Annotated in this window: 16 protein-coding genes; 11 read left to right on the plus strand and 5 right to left on the minus strand. The window is 69.6% G+C overall.

Annotated features, from left to right (window positions below):
• Nucleotides 1–146: 146 nt before the first annotated feature.
• On the minus strand, nt 147–932 hold the full coding sequence (gene lexA, locus AC07DI_RS10050) for a transcriptional repressor LexA (protein ID WP_355804345.1): 786 nt from the start codon (nt 930–932) through the stop codon (nt 147–149).
• Between the two features lie 483 nt (nt 933–1,415).
• Between lexA and nrdR the strand changes: the two genes are divergently transcribed.
• Together nrdR and AC07DI_RS10060 are read left to right on the plus strand one after the other, a co-directional pair.
• Nucleotides 1,416–1,961, plus strand: a complete 546-nt coding sequence (nrdR, locus tag AC07DI_RS10055; RefSeq protein WP_219689514.1) for a transcriptional regulator NrdR — start codon at nt 1,416–1,418, stop codon at nt 1,959–1,961.
• A 134-nt stretch (nt 1,962–2,095) separates the two neighbouring features.
• A complete protein-coding gene (locus AC07DI_RS10060; RefSeq protein ID WP_384257363.1) occupies nt 2,096–4,993 on the plus strand; it encodes a vitamin B12-dependent ribonucleotide reductase in 2,898 nt (965 codons plus the stop codon).
• Nucleotides 4,994–5,143: 150 nt separating this feature from the next.
• Here AC07DI_RS10060 and AC07DI_RS10065 read toward each other — a convergent pair whose 3' ends face one another.
• Nucleotides 5,144–5,719, minus strand: coding sequence for a TerD family protein (locus tag AC07DI_RS10065; protein ID WP_478903535.1), 576 nt, complete (start codon nt 5,717–5,719; stop codon nt 5,144–5,146).
• Between the two features lie 120 nt (nt 5,720–5,839).
• Between AC07DI_RS10065 and AC07DI_RS10070 the strand changes: the two genes are divergently transcribed.
• Nucleotides 5,840–6,661, plus strand: a complete 822-nt coding sequence (locus AC07DI_RS10070) for an arylamine N-acetyltransferase family protein (RefSeq protein ID WP_478903536.1) — start codon at nt 5,840–5,842, stop codon at nt 6,659–6,661.
• Between the two features lie 33 nt (nt 6,662–6,694).
• Entirely contained in the window at nt 6,695–7,300 is a 606-nt protein-coding gene (locus AC07DI_RS10075; protein WP_384257355.1) for a YdbC family protein, read from the plus strand.
• Between the two features lie 105 nt (nt 7,301–7,405).
• On the opposite strand, the gene AC07DI_RS10080 is transcribed toward AC07DI_RS10075, so the two are convergent.
• A complete protein-coding gene (locus AC07DI_RS10080; protein ID WP_478903537.1) occupies nt 7,406–8,167 on the minus strand; it encodes a TetR/AcrR family transcriptional regulator in 762 nt (253 codons plus the stop codon).
• A 186-nt stretch (nt 8,168–8,353) separates the two neighbouring features.
• Here AC07DI_RS10080 and AC07DI_RS10085 point away from each other — a divergent pair, with 186 nt between their 5' ends.
• The 3 genes from AC07DI_RS10085 (at nt 8,354) to AC07DI_RS10095 (ending at nt 11,722) form a co-directional block, all read left to right on the plus strand.
• On the plus strand, nt 8,354–9,913 hold the full coding sequence (locus AC07DI_RS10085; RefSeq protein WP_478903969.1) for an ABC-F family ATP-binding cassette domain-containing protein: 1,560 nt from the start codon (nt 8,354–8,356) through the stop codon (nt 9,911–9,913).
• A gap of 34 nt (nt 9,914–9,947) precedes the next feature.
• Nucleotides 9,948–10,607: a histidine phosphatase family protein gene (locus AC07DI_RS10090; protein WP_478903539.1), complete on the plus strand. Its 660-nt coding sequence runs from the start codon at nt 9,948–9,950 to the stop codon at nt 10,605–10,607.
• A gap of 125 nt (nt 10,608–10,732) precedes the next feature.
• Nucleotides 10,733–11,722, plus strand: a complete 990-nt coding sequence (locus AC07DI_RS10095) for an ADP-ribosylglycohydrolase family protein (RefSeq protein ID WP_478903541.1) — start codon at nt 10,733–10,735, stop codon at nt 11,720–11,722.
• A gap of 555 nt (nt 11,723–12,277) precedes the next feature.
• Here the strand turns inward: AC07DI_RS10095 and AC07DI_RS10100 are convergent.
• Nucleotides 12,278–13,837, minus strand: coding sequence for an MFS transporter (locus tag AC07DI_RS10100; RefSeq protein WP_478903543.1), 1,560 nt, complete (start codon nt 13,835–13,837; stop codon nt 12,278–12,280).
• Nucleotides 13,838–13,980: 143 nt separating this feature from the next.
• On the opposite strand from AC07DI_RS10100, the gene AC07DI_RS10105 reads away from it, so the two are divergent.
• The 3 genes from AC07DI_RS10105 (at nt 13,981) to AC07DI_RS10115 (ending at nt 16,322) form a co-directional block, all read left to right on the plus strand.
• Nucleotides 13,981–14,595: a TetR/AcrR family transcriptional regulator gene (locus tag AC07DI_RS10105; protein ID WP_478903545.1), complete on the plus strand. Its 615-nt coding sequence runs from the start codon at nt 13,981–13,983 to the stop codon at nt 14,593–14,595.
• A gap of 193 nt (nt 14,596–14,788) precedes the next feature.
• Nucleotides 14,789–15,490 carry a ribonuclease HII gene (locus AC07DI_RS10110; protein ID WP_384257339.1) on the plus strand — a complete coding sequence of 234 codons (702 nt, stop codon included), beginning with the start codon at nt 14,789–14,791 and terminating at the stop codon, nt 15,488–15,490.
• Between the two features lie 79 nt (nt 15,491–15,569).
• A complete protein-coding gene (locus AC07DI_RS10115; protein WP_478903547.1) occupies nt 15,570–16,322 on the plus strand; it encodes a hypothetical protein in 753 nt (250 codons plus the stop codon).
• A 370-nt stretch (nt 16,323–16,692) separates the two neighbouring features.
• Here the strand turns inward: AC07DI_RS10115 and AC07DI_RS10120 are convergent, their stop codons facing one another.
• Nucleotides 16,693–17,331, minus strand: a complete 639-nt coding sequence (locus AC07DI_RS10120) for a hypothetical protein (protein ID WP_384257335.1) — start codon at nt 17,329–17,331, stop codon at nt 16,693–16,695.
• Between the two features lie 281 nt (nt 17,332–17,612).
• Here AC07DI_RS10120 and AC07DI_RS10125 point away from each other — a divergent pair, with 281 nt between their 5' ends.
• Nucleotides 17,613–19,772, plus strand: a complete 2,160-nt coding sequence (locus AC07DI_RS10125) for a RecQ family ATP-dependent DNA helicase (protein ID WP_384257333.1) — start codon at nt 17,613–17,615, stop codon at nt 19,770–19,772.
• Nucleotides 19,773–19,809: the final 37 nt, after the last annotated feature.

Raw genomic sequence — 19,809 nt, forward strand, 5'->3', positions numbered from 1 at the left:
AGACCCCGCGTAAGCCCGTCCCTGGGCGGCTGAGCACGGTTGCATGACCCTCCGCACCCTGGACCAGCAGTAGCCGCCGGGTGCGCCGGACATAGCAGGGCCCCGGAACCGGCGCAGTTGGTTCCGGGGCCCGGTCAGGGGCGGTCTCACACCCGCCGCAGCACCGCCACGACCTTGCCGAGGATCGTCGCCTCGTCGCCGGGGATCGGCTGGTACGCCGAGTTGTGCGGGAGCAGCCAGACGTGGCCGTCCTCGCGCTTGAAGCGCTTGACCGTCGCTTCGCCGTCCAGCATGGCGGCCACGATGTCGCCGTTCTCCGCGACGGGCTGGCGGCGGACCGTGACCCAGTCGCCGTCGCAGATCGCGGCCTCGATCATCGAGTCGCCGACGACCTTCAGGACGAAGAGCTCACCGTCGCCGACGAGCTGCCGGGGGAGCGGGAAGACGTCCTCCACCGACTCCTCGGCGAGGATCGGGCCACCGGCCGCGATACGGCCGACGAGCGGGACGTACGAGGCGGCAGGCTTGCCGGTGGTGTCTGTGGGCTGGCTGCTCGGCTGGTCGGAGCCCCGGACCTCGTAGGCGCGCGGCCGGTGCGGGTCCCGGCGCAGGAAACCCTTGCGCTCCAGGGCCATCAGCTGATGTGCGACGGAGGAGGTGCTGGAGAGGCCGACGGCCTGACCGATCTCCCGCATCGACGGCGGGTAGCCGCGCCGCTGCACGGAGTCCCTGATGACCTCGATCACCCTGCGTTGCCGATCGGTCAGCCCCGAGCTGTCGGCACGGATGCCTGGAGGTCGGCCCGGCAGGGAGCGGGTGGGCGCGGGCCCCTCCTGGTTCGTGGCTGCGTCATTCATGGCATGCACCGGCTCGAGTCGGCTCTGAGAACGGTCCTGGGCAGTGATGGTGGCGCTGTCTGCGGTGGTGGTCACGTCGGTCGGCCCCTCTCGAGATGTTCTCTCCCTAGCTAGCCAACGGTAGTTGCTTTCGAAAGGTTGCGCCAAACACACGTTCGAGTGAAAAATCGACGATTACCTGCCGTGATCATGTGTGCGGGTGTATGGCTGCCGCCAGGGCGGAAGGGCAATTCGGTTCATTACGGTACGCTTCACCGCTGAAGTCCTGAGTCCCTTCGCGGGCCTCTCATACTGCCACTCGTTGTCTCGCGAACCCGGCACCGGCCCCCGCTCCGAGCGGCGTGCGCGCGGCGGGTGCGAGCACCCTCCGGGCGACACGCGAGGTGCGAAAAGGCGGCCAGACCCCAGATCTAGTGGTTGGATTGCATCAGTGGCCCAGAAGTTGTGGTCCCTGGTCTTCCGGGGCCTCGGTCATCGCCTATGCTTGGGGCTGCTTCGAGGGCCCCACGGGCCCGTTGAGGCTTACGAGTCGTGCCGTGAAGGAGGGTTGGGAGTTCCATGCACTGCCCCTTCTGCAGGCACCCCGACAGCCGCGTAGTAGACAGCCGGACCACCGACGACGGCACGTCGATTCGCCGTCGCCGTCAGTGCCCCGACTGCTCCCGTCGTTTCACGACGGTGGAGACGTGTTCACTGATGGTGATCAAGCGCAGCGGTGTGACGGAGCCCTTCAGTCGCACGAAGGTCATCAATGGCGTCCGTAAGGCGTGCCAGGGACGTCCGGTGACCGAGGACGCGCTCGCACTGCTCGGCCAGCGGGTCGAAGAGGCGGTGCGCGCCACCGGTAGCGCCGAGCTGACCACGCACGACGTGGGCCTTGCCATACTGGGTCCGCTGCAGGAGCTCGACCTCGTCGCCTACCTGCGCTTCGCGTCCGTGTACCGGGCCTTCGACTCGCTCGAGGACTTCGAGGCTGCCATCGGGGAGCTGAGGGAACAGCGGCTGGACGCGGAGCCGCGCGACGCGGGCGGAGAGCGCGTCGTGAATGACCGCGGGCCCGGAGGGACTGTCGAAGTCCCGGTGCCCGCCACTGCCGCCGACTGACCGGCTGACCGGCCGGCGGCTGACCAGACCTGTTGAGCGCGTCCTCTGTGATGCCCTCGACACCAGACACACATCCGTGCCACAGGGAAGAACGTGGCACTTCAGGGCGTTTTAGCCTGATACAGGGAGGCGGCATGACCGAGACGACGAGCGGCCCGGCACGAGGTTCCCGCGCCAAGGGGTCCAAGGCCAACAAGGGTCTGCGTATCGAGCGCATCCACACGACCCCCGGCGTGCATCCGTACGACGAGGTGGTCTGGGAGCGCCGAGACGTCGTCATGACCAACTGGCGCGACGGCTCGGTCAATTTCGAGCAGCGTGGCGTCGAGTTCCCCGACTTCTGGTCGGTGAACGCGGTCAACATCGTCACCAGTAAGTACTTCCGCGGGGCTGTTGGTACCCCGCAGCGCGAGACCGGCCTCAAGCAGCTGATCGACCGCATCGTGAAGACCTACCGCAAGGCCGGTGAGGAGTACAGCTACTTCGCCTCGCCCGCCGACGCCGAGATCTTCGAGCACGAGCTGGCCTACGCCCTCCTGCACCAGGTCTTCAGCTTCAACTCGCCGGTCTGGTTCAACGTCGGCACGCCCCAGCCGCAGCAGGTCTCCGCCTGCTTCATCCTCGCCGTCGACGACTCCATGGAGTCGATCCTCGACTGGTACAAGGAAGAGGGCATGATCTTCAAGGGCGGCTCCGGTGCCGGCCTGAACCTCTCCCGCATCCGTTCCTCCAAGGAACTGCTCTCCTCCGGAGGCAACGCCTCGGGTCCCGTCTCCTTCATGCGCGGTGCCGACGCCTCCGCAGGAACGATCAAGTCCGGTGGCGCCACGCGTCGCGCGGCCAAGATGGTCATCCTCGACGTCGACCACCCCGACATCGAGGGCTTCATCGAGACCAAGGTGAAGGAAGAGGAGAAGATCCGCGCCCTGCGTGACGCGGGCTTCGACATGGACCTGGGCGGCGACGACATCACGTCCGTCCAGTACCAGAACGCCAACAACTCGGTCCGCGTGAACGACACGTTCATGAAGGCAGTCGAGGAGGGCGGCAAGTTCGGCCTCACCTCCCGCATGACGGGCGACGTCATCGAGGAGGTCGACGCCAAGTCGCTCTTCCGCAAGATGGCCGAGGCCGCCTGGGCCTGCGCCGACCCCGGCATCCAGTACGACGACACCATCAACGCCTGGCACACCTGCCCGGAGTCCGGCCGCATCAACGGCTCGAACCCGTGCAGCGAGTACATGCACCTGGACAACACGTCCTGCAACCTCGCCTCGCTGAACCTGATGAAGTTCCTCAAGGACGACGGCAAGGGCAACCAGTCCTTCGACTCCGAGCGCTTCTCCAAGGTCGTCGAGCTGGTCATCACCGCGATGGACATCTCCATCTGCTTCGCGGACTTCCCGACGCAGAAGATCGGTGAGAACACCCGCGCCTTCCGCCAGCTGGGCATCGGCTACGCCAACCTCGGCGCCCTCCTGATGGCCACCGGTCACGCCTACGACTCCGACGGCGGCCGCGCCCTCGCCGGCGCCATCACCTCGCTGATGACCGGTACGTCGTACAAGCGTTCCGCCGAGCTGGCCGCGGTCGTCGGCCCTTACGACGGCTACGCCAAGAACGCCACGCCGCACAAGCGCGTCATGAAGCAGCACGCCGACGCCAACGCCACGGCCGTCCGCATGGACGACCTGGACTCGCCGATCTGGGCCGCCGCCACGGAGGCCTGGCAGGACGTGATCCGCCTCGGCGAGAAGAACGGCTTCCGCAACTCGCAGGCGTCCGTCATCGCTCCGACCGGCACCATCGGTCTCGCGATGTCCTGCGACACCACGGGCCTGGAGCCCGACCTCGCCCTGGTGAAGTTCAAGAAGCTCGTCGGCGGCGGCTCGATGCAGATCGTCAACGGCACCGTGCCGCAGGCCCTGCGCCGCCTGGGCTACCAGGAGGAGCAGATCGAGGCGATCGTCGCCCACATCGCCGAGAACGGCAATGTGATCGACGCCCCGGGCCTGAAGACCGAGCACTACGAGGTCTTCGACTGCGCCATGGGCGAGCGCTCCATCTCCGCGATGGGCCACGTCCGCATGATGGCCGCGATCCAGCCGTGGATCTCGGGTGCCCTCTCCAAGACGGTCAACCTCCCGGAGACCGCCACCGTCGAGGACGTCGAAGAGGTCTACTTCGAGGCGTGGAAGATGGGCGTCAAGGCGCTCGCCATCTACCGCGACAACTGCAAGGTCGGTCAGCCGCTCTCCGCCAAGAAGAAGGAGCAGGAGAAGGCCGAGATCACCGAGAAGACCGAGGACACGATCCGTTCCGCGGTCGAGAAGGTGGTCGAGTACCGCCCGGTCCGCAAGCGTCTCCCGAAGGGCCGTCCCGGCATCACCACCTCCTTCACGGTGGGCGGCGCCGAGGGCTACATGACCGCCAACTCCTACCCGGACGACGGTCTCGGCGAGGTCTTCCTGAAGATGTCCAAGCAGGGTTCGACCCTCGCGGGCATGATGGACGCCTTCTCCATCGCCGTCTCGGTCGGCCTGCAGTACGGCGTGCCCCTGGAGACGTACGTCTCCAAGTTCACGAACATGCGCTTCGAGCCGGCCGGCATGACGGACGACCCGGACGTGCGGATGGCGCAGTCGATCGTCGACTACATCTTCCGCCGCCTGGCGCTGGACTTCCTGCCCTTCGAGACGCGCTCCGCGCTCGGCATCCACTCCGCCGAGGAGCGTCAGCGTCACCTGGAGACCGGCTCGTACGAGGCCGCCGAGGACGAGGTCGACGTCGAGGGGCTGGCTCAGTCCGCCCCGCGGCAGACCGAGGCCCTGAAGGCGGTCGCCACGCCGAAGGCCGAGTCCGATGCGGTCAAGGAGGTCCCGCAGCAGGCGCACACCAGCGCCGAGCTCGTGGAGATGCAGCTGGGCATCCAGGCCGACGCGCCGCTGTGCTTCTCCTGCGGCACGAAGATGCAGCGCGCGGGCTCCTGCTACATCTGCGAGGGCTGCGGATCGACGAGCGGCTGCAGCTGATACCGGGCGAATCCGCGTGGGACACACCCGTCCTACGTAGCTCGCACCGATAGCTGACCAGCAGCTCACGAAGGTCACGAAGGGGACCGGCCTCAGGCCGGTCCCCTTTCGCGTACCCGTGACGGGATCGGAGACGGCCTCGCAGAGGGCTCAGTGCGCGCCGCCCATGAGCGAGGCGAACGAGGTCGGGTCGGCGTCGAAGCCCCGGACGGATTCGCGGAACGACCAGGCCCCTGACTCGTCCCGGGTGAACTCGGCGACGGTCGCGGCGGTGGAGCCGGAGACACTGCCCAGATCGTTCTGCGCCAGGTCCGTGTATCCCTCGCGAATGCGGACCGCGGCGTTCGCGATGTCGCCCAGGACCTTCGGCTCCGTGTGCTGCTGTATGGCCACCCCCACCACCACCCGTACGACCGTGGAGGCGAGCCGGTCCAATTCCAGGGTCATGACCTCGTCGAAGCCGAACCCCTGGCCCGTCCTGCTGTCCCGGTTGAGCGTGATCGTGCCGTCGGGGGAGCGGCTGTCGAAGTGCACGAGGTAGACGGGGGTGCCGTACGGAGCGTCCGCCGCGTACGTCGCGGCGATGATGTCGAGGTCGTTGGGCGGCTGGCCGGCCGGGCTCGGATCCCACTTGAGGCCGACTTCCACCTTCTTGATTCCCTTGCTGACACTGCTCATCGGTCTTCCCCCTCCTCGTGACCTGGCCGCTGAGAATTCACCCGGCATGTCCCACACACACGCTACGGCGTACCCCTGACAACGCCGTGGCATCCCTGCTCACGGCGGTGGGGGCCGGGCGTGGGCGTCGCGGGTCGGTGCGCGGGGCGGTCGAGGGATCATGGACCTATGACATGGAACGGCGAAGAGCTCGACATCGAGGCCTACCTGGCGAGGCTCGGGCACACCGGCGGGACCAAGCCGGATCTCGACACCCTGTACGCGCTCCACAGCGCGCACGTGGCGGCGATCCCCTTCGAGAACCTCGAGATGATGCTCGGCCGTTCGGTCCCGCTGGACCTCTCGGCACTGCAGGCCAAGCTGCTGCACAAGCGGCGGGGCGGTTACTGCTACGAGCAGAACCTGCTCTTCGCCGCCGCCCTGGAACACCTCGGCTTCACCGTCACCGGTCTCGGGGCCCGCGTCAGGTCCGGGGCTTCCTCCACGCGCGCGGTGACCCACATGCTCCTCAAGGTCGAGGTGGACGGCGAGGTCTTCCACTGCGACGTCGGCTTCGGTGCCGACGGGCTGCTCGAACCCATGCCGCTGCGCGCCGGCGCGGAGCGGCAACAAGGGGAGTGGCGTTTCCGGCTCCGGCAGGAGGACGACGGTGTCCTGGCGCTGCAGACATGGGGCTCCGACGGGTGGTTCGACCTCTACGCGTACACCCTGGAGCGGCGGCTTCCCGTCGACTACGTAGTAATGAACCACTACACGTCGACCCACCCCAGGTCGTCGTTCATCCGACGCCCGGCGGTGCAGAAGGCCGATCCGGAGGTACGCCGCCGACTCGTGGCCGATCAGTTGACGGTGGTGCGTCCGGACGGAGTGGTGGAGCAACGAAGCGTTCCTGTGGGCGAATTGAGAGCTGTTCTCGACCGGGAGTTCGGTATCGAACTCGATGCCGACGACTCGGCCGAGCTGATCCGGGTGCACTACGCCGGAGCGTGACCCGGGCCGCGCTCCGCGCCGTACGATGGCGCGGTGCTGGTCAAGTGGACTCGCTGCACCGTGGTGGACCGTCGGGGGTTCGAACGCGGGCAGCGAAAGTGGGCGGGGCTTTTGGGGGAGCCGGGGTTCCGGGGACAGGGCGGGGGGTGGAGCCGGGGACGGCAGGGTGTCGCTCACGTCTTCGCCTTCTGGGAGAGCCGTGCCTTCTACGACTCCTTCATGGCCCGCTCGCACGACCGGCTCGCGACCGCGCAGTCCGGCACCTTCAAGAAGCGGCAAGCCAAACTCTTCGACCACCGCTTCGACGTGAAGACGGGGTTCGAGCCGCGCTTCACGGACGCGGACGTGGTGCGTGTCGCGCACTGCCGGGTCCGGGAGGCGCGGGTCGAGCACTTCGCGCTGATGCAGGAGAAGGTGTGGAACCCCGCTATGGCCGGTTCACCGGGAATGGTGCGCGGTCTCTTCGGCGAGGCGCCCGGACACGAATTCCTGGTGCTCTCGATGTGGCAGTCGGCGGCCGAGCACGGCAAGTACCGGGCCGAACGGGTCGAGCGCCTGTCGCTGCGGGCGCAGACGGACGCCGACGTCTCCGCGCTCGCGGGGGACATCGTGCAGTTGGAGCCGTCGTGGACGGTCTGACCCGTGGCCGGTTCTGATCTTGGGCCGTGACGGTCTGGCCTCTTCCTTCTCTTGGTGGTTCCTTCTCCTTCCGCGCCGCGGACGGCATTTCTGTCGAGGGGGCGGTCAGCGCCGGGCGAACGCGCCCTCGCGAGTGGCCGCAACGGCTGCCGCCGCCGACTGGTCGGCGAGCGCCACGTCGATCGGTTCGCGGGTGATGAACACGCGGAGCAGCAGCGGGGCGGAAACGGCACGGACGAGCGCAGCCGCGTCGGTGTCCGGCGATGCCTCGCCACGCGCCACGGCGCGCTCCACGACCGTCTCGCAGCGGGTGAACCGCTCGGCGTAGAAGGCGTGCAGGGCATCTGCGGCCCGCTGTGACTGGAAGGACGCCGCGACGAAAGCGGTAGGGGCGGCGGACGCGGCGTCGTCGGAGAAGGATTCGACCACCTCGCGGGCGAGTTCCATCAGGTCGCCTTCCAGGCTGCCGGTGTCCGGCGGAGTCCACGCGTCCTCGCCCGCCATCTCCAGCGCGTCGGCGACCATTCCTTCGAGGCCGCCCCAGCGGCGGTACAACGTCGTCTTGTGCACACCCGAGTGGTCGGCCACGTATTCGACGGTGAGGCCGGGGTAGCCGTGGTCGGCCAGGCCGCTCAGCACCGCGTCCCGGACGGCTGATCGGGTGCGGGCGGTGCGGCCGCCGGGGCGGCGGGTGCCGGGGGCGGGAGCCGCCTCCGGCCCGGCGAGGTCCGATCGGTCGGCCTCCCGTCCACCGGCGTCCGATCTGCCGGTTCCGGTCCCATTCCGCTCTTCGGTCACGCTGGACCCGGGCTCTCCGTCGCTCAGTCCCGCACCGCTACGACCAGCCGCGACGTGCTTGTCCGCCATCTTCGCGTTCCCTCCTCGGCGCCCGGGACAAAAATAAGTGCAACTCGTGTTGCATTAGCTCGGGCGGTCTGTCACACTCATCGTAATGCGACATCCGTTGTGTTTAGTTGGGTGGATGCGAAAACGGGGGTTCCTTTGCCTACTCAGATCTCTCTGCATGGCGTGATCAAGACTCGTGGTGACCGGATGCTGTTCGACGGGGTGTCCCTCGCGATCCGGCCGGGTGAGCGCATAGGTGTCGTGGGGGAGAACGGCGCGGGAAAGTCCACGCTGCTGCACCTGATGTCCGGCGACGAGATGCCCGACGAGGGTGAGGTGGTGACCGTCGCCGAGCGGGGAGCCGGGCTGCTCGCTCAGACTCCGCAGCTTCCGGCGAACAGTCGCGTCGCTGACACGATCGACGAGGCGCTGGCCGAACTGCGCTCAATGGAAGGACGGTTGCGCAGCCTTGAGGCGGGGCTCGGTTCCGCGACCGAGCGCGAGTTGAGTGTGTACGGCGACCTGCTGACGGCCTTCGAACTGCGTGGTGGTTACGAGGCCGACGCGCGCGTGGACAAGGCGATGCACGGCCTGGGCCTCGGGCACATCGACCGGGACAGGACTCTGGGCAGCCTGTCCGGTGGTGAGCAGGCACGGCTCGGGCTTGCCTGCCTCATCGCGGCAGCACCCGAGGTGATGCTGTTGGATGAGCCGACCAACCACTTGGACGAGGGCGCGCTGGACTGGCTGGAGAGTGCCCTTTCGGCGCATCGCGGAACGGTGGTCGCGGTCTCACATGACCGCACGTTCCTGGAACGCGTGACCACCGCGATCCTCGAAGTGGACGCCGACCGTCGTTCGGTGGTGCGGCACGGCGGCGGATACCAGGGGCTTGTGGCGGAACGGGCGGCCGCCCGGCAGCGCTGGGAGCAGGAGTACGCGCAGTGGTGCGAGGAGACGAGCCGCCTCCAGGAGTTCATGGGGACCACCGCCCACTCCGTCGCCGGTGGGCGGGGCATGAAGGACAACAACAAGATGGCCTACGACCGGGCCGGCGGCCGGGTCCAGGCCTCGATTTCGGGACGCGTGCGGAACGCGCAGGAACGACTGCGCCGACTGCGCGAACAGCCGGTGCCCAAGCCTCCGGAGCCGCTCCGCTTCATGGCACGCCCCGTGGCCGGTGCGGCCGAAGGACCGCTGGTGACCCTGCGGGACGTCCGGGTGGGTGAGCGGCTCGCCGTGGAGTCGCTCACCGTCTCGGCCGGTGAACGACTGCTGATCCATGGAGGCAATGGCGCGGGAAAATCCACGCTGCTGCGCACCATGGCGGGCATGCTCGAACCCGACACGGGCACCGTCGACCGCAGAGGCCGCATCGGCTATCTCGCCCAGGAGATACCGGCGCGACGCCCCACCGAGCGGGTCCTTCAGGTATTCGGCAGGGGCCTTGGGCTCACCGAGGAGGAACAGCGGGAACTGCTCCTTTCGTACGGCCTGTTCCGGCCCCGCGACCTGCACGTTCCGGTCGGGGCCCTGTCCGCCGGGCAGCGCCGGAGGCTGGCTCTCGCGCGGCTGCTCGCCAGACCCGCAGACCTGCTGTTGCTCGACGAGCCGGCCAACCACTTGGCGCTCGGCCTGGTCGAGGAGTTGGAGGCGGCCCTGGACCAGTGGACGGGAGCCTTGGTGGTCGTCTCGCACGACCGGTTGCTGCGCCGGCGCTTCACCGGCCGAATACGCCGGATGGAGGCCGGACGGCTACCCGACTGAGCGGCCCGCCAGGGACCCGATCTAGGGTTTCCTTATGGCACGCCCGCGGCGCATCTTCCTGGTCCGGCACGGCGAGTCGGCTGGAAACGCCGACGACACCGTGTACGAGCGCGAACCCGACCACGCGCTCGCACTCACCGAAACGGGGTGGGCCCAAGCGGCTGACATGGGCAAACACGTGCGGGAACTGCTCGGCCGTGAGCGGGTGAGCGTGTATGTCTCGCCGTACCGCCGGACCCATGAGACCTTCCAGGCGCTCCGGCTCGATCCCGAACTGGTCCGCGTGCGCGAGGAGCCGAGGCTGCGGGAGCAGGACTGGGGCAACTGGCAGGACAGGGACGACGTGCGCCTGCAGAAGGCGTACCGGGACGCGTACGGGCACTTCTTCTACCGTTTCGCGCAGGGAGAGTCGGGGGCCGATGTCTACGACCGGGTGGGGGCCTTCCTGGAGAGCCTCTACCGGAGCTTCGAGGCCCCGGACCATCCGCCGAACGTCCTGCTGGTCACCCACGGACTGACCATGCGGCTGTTCTGTATGCGGTGGTTCCACTGGTCGGTGGCCGAGTTCGAGTCGCTGTCCAATCCGGGCAACGGCGAGATGAGGATGCTGGTGCTCGGCGAGGACGGCAAGTACACGCTGGACCGGCCGTTCGAACGGTGGCGTGAGCCGGAGCCGTACGGGATCACCGGTTAGGCGCCGCACGGTTGCCGTGGTCGTCGAGGTGGCGACGGTGACCCGGGCGAAGGCTCGGGGTGGGACGGATGGTCGACCAGTTGGTGGTGCTGTACCCGTGAGCAACGAATTAGAGTGGCAGGGCGATGATCGCTGATTCCTCTCCCGACCGGCGCCTCGAGCGCGCTCTGGCCAGCTTGCGCGGGCTGGCGGTGGGGGATGCGCTGGGTTCACAGTTCTTCGTGCCCGCGCACTACCCACTGCTCAAGCGCCGACAGCTGCCCGAAGCCCCATGGCAGTGGACCGACGACACGGAGATGGCCTGCTCCGTGCTGGCCATCCTCGTCAGACATAGGCGGATCGATCAGGACGCCCTCGTCCAGTCGTTCGCCGAGCACCATGACTTCGACCGTGGCTACGGCCCCGCCGTGAACCGGCTGCTCAGGCAGGTCCGCGAAGGTGACGACTGGCGGGAGCGGGCCTCCGCGCTCTTCAAGGGGCAGGGGTCCTGGGGAAACGGCGCGGCCATGCGGATCGCACCTCTCGGCGCCTGGTACGCGGACGACCCGGAGCAGGCGACGCACCAGGCGGAGATCTCGGCGTATCCCACGCATCAGCACCGTGAGGCGGTGGTCGGAGCCATGGCGGTGGCGGCGGCCGCGGCTCTGACGGCCGCCCCGACCGGACTGCCCACACCGCAGGAGCTCCTCGACGGCGTCATCGCGCTGGTGCCGCGCAGCGCCGTGGGAGCAGGGCTGCGCAGGGCGCGGGACATGCTCGACTACGGCGATGCGGGGACGGTGGCAGCGGTCCTGGGATGTGGCCGTCGGACGAGCGCGCACGACACGGTGCCGTTCGCGCTGTGGTCCGCCGCGCGTGGTCTCGGGGCGTACGAGCGGGCCATATGGGACACCGCGCAGGTGGGCGGGGACATGGACACGACCTGCGCCATCGTCGGAGGTGTGGTGGCCTCCGGCGAAGGTGGGGCCCCGCCCGCGGAGTGGCTGGAGCGGACGGAGGCGCTGCCCCGTTGGGCCCCTTTGGCTAGCGGTGGCAAGGGCAATGGCAGCGGCTCTGGCAGTGATGGGGCCGGTGACAGTGACAGTGACGGCGACAACGCGGGTCGACGTCCGTAGGAGGGTCTCGTTGGTCTCGTAGCGTCGGCGTCTTCTGTCACGACCATGGCCTCCTGTCACGGTCATGACACAGGCGGGATGCGGGCGGAGGGCTGAGGGTGCGGCGTCCGGTTACGCTGCTTCGGCCGCAGTTGATCTTGACGTGCGTGCGTTGAACGCGGTGCCGGTTCCGGCAGCTCGGTGGTCACCTGCGTGTGCCGCGTGCTGCGCGCGGAAACCGGCCGGGGGGAGGGGTCCGTGTCCGGCACATCAGGCAGGCACCGCACATCAGGTAGTCACGGCACATCAGGCAGGCACCGCACATCAGGTAGTCACGGCACATCGGGCAGGCACGGCACATCAAGCGGGTGCGGCACGTCAGCCGGGCACGGCGGATCAGATCTGCCTTCATCCGTGCACCTGCGGCGGCAGGTCGGGCAGCACGTACCCCTCGTACAGATGACGCGGTACGCGGCAACGGATGTCGGGCCGACCTCGTCGTCATGGTCGGCCCGACATCCGTGGCTCGGCGACGGACCCGCTCGCCGTCGCGAGCGGTCGGATCCGTCGGGCCGGTCAGGCGCCCGCGGGGCCCGCGGCGCTTGCCGTGCCGGCGAGGGCGTCCAGGTCGCTCTTGCGTACCCGGATCACCAGCGCGGCGGTGGCCAGGGCGAGCACGGCCATGGCGACGGCCGGTATGAAGGCGGTCGAGATGCCCTGGGAGAGCACCTCGTGGCCCCAGGGCGCGGGGAGCTCGTGGGTCTTGGCGAACGCGGCCTTCTGCTCCGGTGTGGCGTGGGTCATGAAGTCCGTCATCTGCTCCTTGCCCTCGTCGCGGCTGGCCGTGCCGAAGACCGTGGTGAGGATGGAGAGGCCGAGCGAGCCGCCCACCTGCTGGGTGGTGTTGAGCAGGCCGGATGCCGCGCCCGCTTCGTGGAGGGCCACTCCGGAGACCGCTGTCAGGGTCAGGGTCACGAAGTTCAGGCCCATGCCGAAGCCGAACAGGAGCATCGGGCCGAGCACCCCGCCGAGGTACGAGCTGTCCGGGCCGAGCAGTGTCAGCCAGCCGAGGCCCAGGGCGACGATGACCGATCCCGAGACCATGAACGGCTTGGGGCCGAGCACGGGAAGGAACTTCTGCGAAAGGCCCGCTCCGATCGCGATGACGAGCGTGACCGGCAGGAACGCCAGGCCTGCCTCGATCGGGGTGTAGCCCAGGATGTTCTGCACGAAGAGAACGATGAAGAAGAAGATGCCGAACATCGCGGCGGCCAGGCTGAGCATGATCACGTACGTGCCCGAGCGGTTGCGGTCGGCGAACATCCGCAGGGGCGTGATCGGTTCCTTCGCCCGCCGCTCGACGAACACGAAGGCCACGAGCAAAACCACGGCCGCGCCGAACGAACCCAGCGTGACGCTGTCGCGCCAGCCCTCCTCGGCGGAGCGGATGAAGCCGTAGACCAGGGAGGCCATGCCGAGTGTGGACGTGAGCGCGCCCAGGAGGTCGAAGCGGCCGGGGTGGCGTTCGGACTCGTTGATGTAGAGCGGGGTCAGGACGGCGATCAGGATGCCGATGGGCACGTTCACGAAGAGGACCCAGCGCCAGTCGAGCCACTCGGTGAGCATGCCGCCTGCCAGCAGGCCGATCGCGCCGCCACCGGCGGAGACGGCGGCGAAGACACCGAAGGCGCGGTTCCGCTCGGGGCCCTCGGGGAAGGTCGTCGTGATGAGCGCCAGCGAGGTGGGCGAGGCTATCGCGCCTCCGACGCCCTGCAGGGCGCGCGCGGCCAGCAACTGCCAGGGTTCCTGGGCGAAACCGCCGAGGAGCGAGGCGAGGGTGAAGAGGAGGATGCCGGTCATGAAGACGCGACGGCGTCCCAGGATGTCTCCGGCGCGACCGCCGAGCAGCAGCAGTCCGCCGAAGGTGAGGGTGTACGCACTGACGACCCAAGTGAGGTCGGTCGTCGAGAAGTTGAGGGCTCCCTGGATGTGGGGGAGCGCGATATTCACAATCGTCGCGTCCAGGACCACCATGAGTTGGCAGGCCGCGATGACGGTGAGAGCCAGGCCGGGGTGCCCCTCCCGGCGGGCGGCCCCGGGTTTTTGGTTGGGTGTCAGCTGAGAGGTCGTTGCCATGATCCCCCGCAAGTTCCTTAGTGAACGGATGCGTTCACTGTTCACTACGACGGTAGTGACTCCACTTGAGTGAACGCAAGCGTTCACTCACCTTTGTTCTGACGGTTTTCTGATGTGCCTGCTCGCTCAACGGAGAGAAAAAGATGGCTACTTCGCGATGGGCGGCCGTTCCCGCCCGGGCGGTTTCCCCGCGTCGCCGGGGGCCCGTGCTGGAACGGGCGATCCTCGATGCCGCCCTGGAGCAGCTCGGCACGGTCGGCTGGGGCGGGCTGACGATGGAGGGCGTGGCCGCGGGCGCGCAGACCGGCAAGGCCGCCGTCTACCGCCGCTGGCCGTCCAAGGAGGACCTCGTCGTGCATGCGCTGCGGGCCGGGCTGCCGCGGCTGGACAGCGTCCCGGATCTCGGCAGCGTCCGGGAGGATCTGTTGCAGCTGTGCAAGCAGATGCGGGTGACGATGTTCTCGCGCCCCGGGTTCGCCCTGCGCGCGGTGCTTCACGAGTGCGACGCGGCAACGGCCGAACGCTTCCATGACGTGATCTTCGAAGGCGTCATCGAGCCCAGCGTGAAGTTGATCAAAGAGGTTCTGCGCCGTGGAATCGAGCGCGGAGAGGTCCGTTCCGGTGGGCTGGACGGTTATGTGTGCGATGTGATTCCGGCGATGTTCATGTACCGCTCGAAGGTGTGCGGGAGTGAATGGCGGGACGAGGAATTCGAAGCGCTCATCGACGAGGTGATGGTGCCGCTGCTGCGCCCCTGAGGGTCCACTGCTGCGCCCCTGAGGGGCCACCGCCGCGCCCTTGAGGGGCCACTGCCGCACCCCTGAGGGTTCCACTGCCGCGCCCACGAGGGGCCGCTCCCGGTGGGTGGCAAGGCGGCCTGGGCGGGTGCGTGGGGCGACTGGGCAGGGTGGGTGTCGCGGGCGGTCTCCGGCGGCGTAGGCTGATGACGCCATGCCGTACGAAGCACCCACCCACACCGTCGAGCGCTCCCTGCGCGCCACCACCGGAGCGAAGATCGTCGCCGGTGTCGACGAGGTCGGGCGCGGCGCGTGGGCGGGCCCGGTCACCGTATGCGCGGCGATCACGGGACTGCGTCGCCCGCCCGAGGGACTCACCGACTCCAAGCTGATCGCTCCCAAGCGGCGCACCGCGCTCGCGCAGGAGCTGGAGAGCTGGGTCACGGCGCACGCCCTCGGTCACGCCTCGCACGAGGAGATCGATGACATGGGGATGACGGCCGCTCTGCGGCTCGCCGCCGTGCGCGCCCTGGAGGGGCTGCCGGTCCGTCCGGACGCGGTCATCCTCGACGGGAAGCATGATTACCTCGGCGCTCCCTGGCAGGTTCGTACGGTGATCAAGGGGGACCGGTCCTGTGTGGCCGTCGCCGCGGCTTCCGTGATCGCGAAAGTCCGGCGCGACAAAATGATGGCCGAACTGGGCATCGAACATGCAGACTTCGGTTTTGCGGCCAACGCCGGCTATCCGTCGCCGGTGCACAAGGCCGCGCTGGAGGAGCGGGGGCCCACCCCGTACCACCGGCTCACGTGGGCGTATCTTGATGCGTTGCCCCAGTGGCGGCACCTCAAGAGGGCCCGCAGCTGGGCGGACGGAAATGTTCCGGAAATCGAGGGTCAGCTCGGCTTTGAGTTCTGACGCTTTTCCGGCACTTCCGATCGCACTCATGTGCCACCCGCCGACGCGCATCGCGTCGGCGTTTGATAGACAACACTTCATGCCTCTCATTCCCGAGGAGCCTCAGATTCACGAGAGTGCCCAGGGTCCCCGCGCCACGCAGGCCAGTGGCCGCACCGCGCCGACCCCCCGCCCCGTACCCGGCCCGCGTCCCGCGGCTCCGCCGCGCCCCGGCCGTCCGGGTCCTGCCCGGCCGATGCCGCCCGCGCAGCGAACGCCGCGCGATGCGGCAGTCAAGCCCGGGCCGTCCGCCCCGGCTGCCTCCGGTCCTTCCGGTACCGGTACCTCCGCTTCCGGTGCCGCCGGTTCCGCTCCTTCGGGGGCGACGGCTGCCGGAGCGACCGCTTCCGGAGTGGCCGCTTCCGAAGTGACCGCCGGTGGTACCGCCACCACGGCGGCCCCGGTTCCGCAGATCCAGCTGATCCCGGCTTCGGCCGAGGGTGCGCTGGACGCGGCCGAGGAAGCCGTCGACCTCCTTCTCGACTCCGGGCGCGCCCCCGGGGACGTCCTGGTGATCACCACCGGCGACCCCCACCCGTGGGCCACCCACGAGCTGACCTTCGGTGAGAGCGCCTACTGGGCCCAGCACGACGCGGGCGACGACGTCTTCTACGCCGACGCCGCCGCACTCACCCGTGCCGCGCCCCGGCCCGTGGTCGTCGTCGCCCTCAACGGCGGCAGCGAAGAGACCGCGGTCGCGGCACTGCCGACGGCGCTCACCCGCGCGAGCACCCTGCTGATCGTCTGCGGTGACCCGCAGCGGATCAACTCGATGCTGGGCGCGGGCGTCTGACACCGCCGTACGTCCGCTGTACGGCCCTCGCGCGCCCGACGTGCGTCTGACGTGCGTCTGACACCGACGTACGACAGTCGGCGTCCGGCGCCGTTCGTGCCGCGAAGCCCGGTCCGCGCGGTGGGGCCGTCCCGTAAGGCGTCGGCCCGTCGGCCCGTCGGCCGCGCGGAAGCAGGCAACACAGAGCGGTGGTTGACGTGCGTCATGCCGTGTCATGCCCCGCCGTGCCCGGCGCGACCGCATCGGTCTGGGTCGCGCCATCGGTGCGTACCGGCGCACCTCAGTGTGCGTCGGCGCATCCCCGGGTGCGGCGCGCGTGCGGCGCGTCCCGTACGTACGCCCGTGAAGTCCGCCCGTGCAGTCCGCCCGCTCACCGTGCCGCCGCGCGGAGCAGCACATCGGAGGCGGCGCCTCCGGTGCGCGGTCCCGGCGGATCGGTCCCGGCGAAGGCCTCGGGCGGTGAACCGGCGCTCGGCCGACGGCCGCCGCGTCCCTCGCCGAGCACCTGCCAGCCGTCGTCCGTCAGCGTGATGTACGCCCCGCAGCGCAGCCCGTGCAAGGTGCAGGCGTCCCGCAGGCCCCACATCCAGGCCCCGTCCTCCTGGGTCCAACGGGCGTCCCCCGCACGGCAGTAGAGCAGTACGGCGGTGCGCACCGGAGTGCGGCGCCGCAGGTCGTGCGGGATGATCCGGCGCAGCTGCGCGAGCAGCGCGTTGCGGAAGACCCAGCCGTCGGTCGGGGTCGACTGTCTGCTGAACGAGGCGCTCGCGCACAGCCGTTCGTCCGGGTCGAGGACGGCCACGACCGCCGTCGCGCGGGCCGGACGATGGCGTGTGTGCAGACCGCTGACGATCTCACGAGGGTTGCGCAGCAAGGGAATTCCGGCCGCCGACCACTCGGCGGGTTCCAGCATCCGGGCCAGTCGGTGGGCGGAGTCGGCGGACATCTCGACCGACGCCGGAGGCTCCGGCACCGGCGTCGCGGCGGACGAAGCGAATCCGATGGTCACGGTCCTCCCTTCGGCTACGCGCCCCGGGGGGCGGGTCGGACTGGGGGAGCGCACCGCGGCAGCGCCTTTGCCGGATCGCGGGGAGCACACGGGAGCGGATCCAATTCTTCCCGTCGCCGTCGTTCGCGGCAATGAGCTGGGGGCGGCGCGCACCGCGGGCCAGGATCGAACGATGCACTGTCCATACTTCTGCCCAGATCGTTGACCTTCGACGCTTGCTTCCGGTGCTTCCGGCCGCGGCGGATTGGGCGATTGTCAGTGGCATCGGGTTGCATGGGGGCATGGACAACCTGGAGCTGCGCACCGAAGCCGATGCCATCCTCGCCGAGCTCGTCGGCGACCCGGGCGGTTCCGCGCGGCTGCGCGAGGATCAGTGGCAGGCGGTGGCCGCCCTGGTTCAGGAGCGGCGGCGCGCTCTGGTCGTGCAGCGCACCGGCTGGGGCAAGTCGGCGGTCTACTTCGTGGCCACCGCCCTGCTGCGGCGGCGCGGCGCGGGGCCCACGGTGATCATCTCGCCGCTCCTCGCGCTGATGCGCAACCAGGTCGAGTCGGCGGCCCGCGCCGGCATCCAGGCGCGCACCATCAACTCGGCCAACCCGGAGGAATGGGACGCCATCTACGGCGAGGTCGAGCGGGGCGAGACCGACGTCCTCCTCGTCAGCCCCGAGCGGCTGAACTCGGTGGACTTCCGCGACCAGGTGCTGCCCAAGCTGGCCGCCACCACCGGCCTCCTCGTGGTGGACGAGGCGCACTGCATCTCCGACTGGGGGCACGATTTCAGGCCGGACTACCGTCGGCTCAGGTCGATGCTGACCGAGCTCCCGGCCGGCGTCCCCGTCCTCGCCACCACCGCGACCGCGAACGCGCGCGTGACGGCGGACGTCGCCGAGCAGCTGGGCACCGGCGCCGGTGAGGCCCTGGTGCTGCGCGGCCCGCTGGACAGGGAGAGCCTGCGGCTCGGCGTCGTCCGGCTGCCGGACGCCGCCCACCGGCTGGCCTGGCTCGCCGAGCACCTGGGCGAGCTGCAGGGCTCCGGCATCATCTACGCCCTGACCGTCGCCGCGGCCGAGGAGGCCACCGCCTTCCTGCGCCAGCGCGGCTTCACGGTGGCGTCCTACACCGGGCGCACCGAGAACGCCGACCGGCTGCAGGCCGAGACCGACCTCCAGGAGAACCGCGTCAAGGCGCTGGTCGCCACGTCGGCGCTCGGCATGGGCTTCGACAAGCCCGACCTCGGCTTCGTGGTCCACCTCGGCTCGCCGTCCTCGCCGATCGCGTACTACCAGCAGGTGGGCCGGGCGGGCCGTGGCGTCGAGCACGCCGATGTGCTGCTGCTGCCCGGCAAGGAGGACGAGGCGATCTGGCGCTACTTCGCCGACACCGCCTTCCCGCCCGAGGCGCAGGTCCGCCAGACCCTCTCGGCGCTCGCCGACGCGGAACGGCCGCTGTCCGTACCGGCTCTCGAGGCGCTGGTCGAGCTCCGCCGCACCCGACTGGAGACCATGCTCAAGGTGCTCGATGTGGACGGGGCGGTCAAGCGGGTCAAGGGTGGCTGGATCTCGACCGGTCAGCCCTGGGTGTACGACGCCGAGCGGTACGCCTGGGTGGCCAGGCAGCGGCAGGCCGAACAGCAGGCCATGCGCGACTACGTGAGTACGGCGCAGTGCCGGATGGAGTTCCTGCGCCGGCAGCTGGACGACGAGGGGGCGGTCGCGTGCGGGCGTTGCGACAACTGCGCGGGCGCCTGGACCGACTCCTCCGTCTCGACGGAGGCGCTCACGGGCGCCGCGAAGGAACTGGACAGGCCCGGCGTGGAGGTCGAGCCGCGCCGCATGTGGCCGACCGGCATGCCCGCGCTCGGCGTGGACCTCAAGGGCCGGATTCCGGCCAATGAGCAGTGCTCGACCGGCCGTGCCCTCGGCCGCCTTTCGGACATCGGCTGGGGCAACCGGCTCCGCCCGCTGCTGGCAGAGAACGCGCCCGACGGCCCGGTGCCCGACGACGTCCTGCGCGCCGCGGTCGCGGTCCTCGCCGACTGGGCGCGCTCGCCCGGGGGCTGGGCGCCGAGCGTCCCGGACGCCTCGGCGCGTCCCGTGGGCGTTGTCGCCGTGCCCTCCCGTACGCGTCCGCAACTCGTGGGCTCCCTCGCCGAGGGGATCGCGACCGTCGGCAGGCTGCCCTTCCTCGGCACCCTCGCGTACACCGGAGCGGACGGTGCGTACGCGGCGCGCCGCAGCAACTCGGCCCAGCGGCTGCGGGCGTTGTCCGACACCTTCACCGTCCCCGAGGCGCTGGCGAGCGCCCTCGCAGCCTCCCCGGGGCCCGTCCTCCTTGTGGACGACTGCACCGACTCCGGCTGGACCCTCGCGGTCGCCGCGCGTCTGCTGCGCAGGGCGGGCGCCGAGGAGGTGCTGCCCCTGGTCCTCGCCGCGGCGGGCTGAGCCGACCGCGGCGAGGGGGCGTCGCAAGCCGGGTGCC

The sequence above is a fragment of the Streptomyces sp. NPDC044106 genome, from assembly GCF_056433985.1.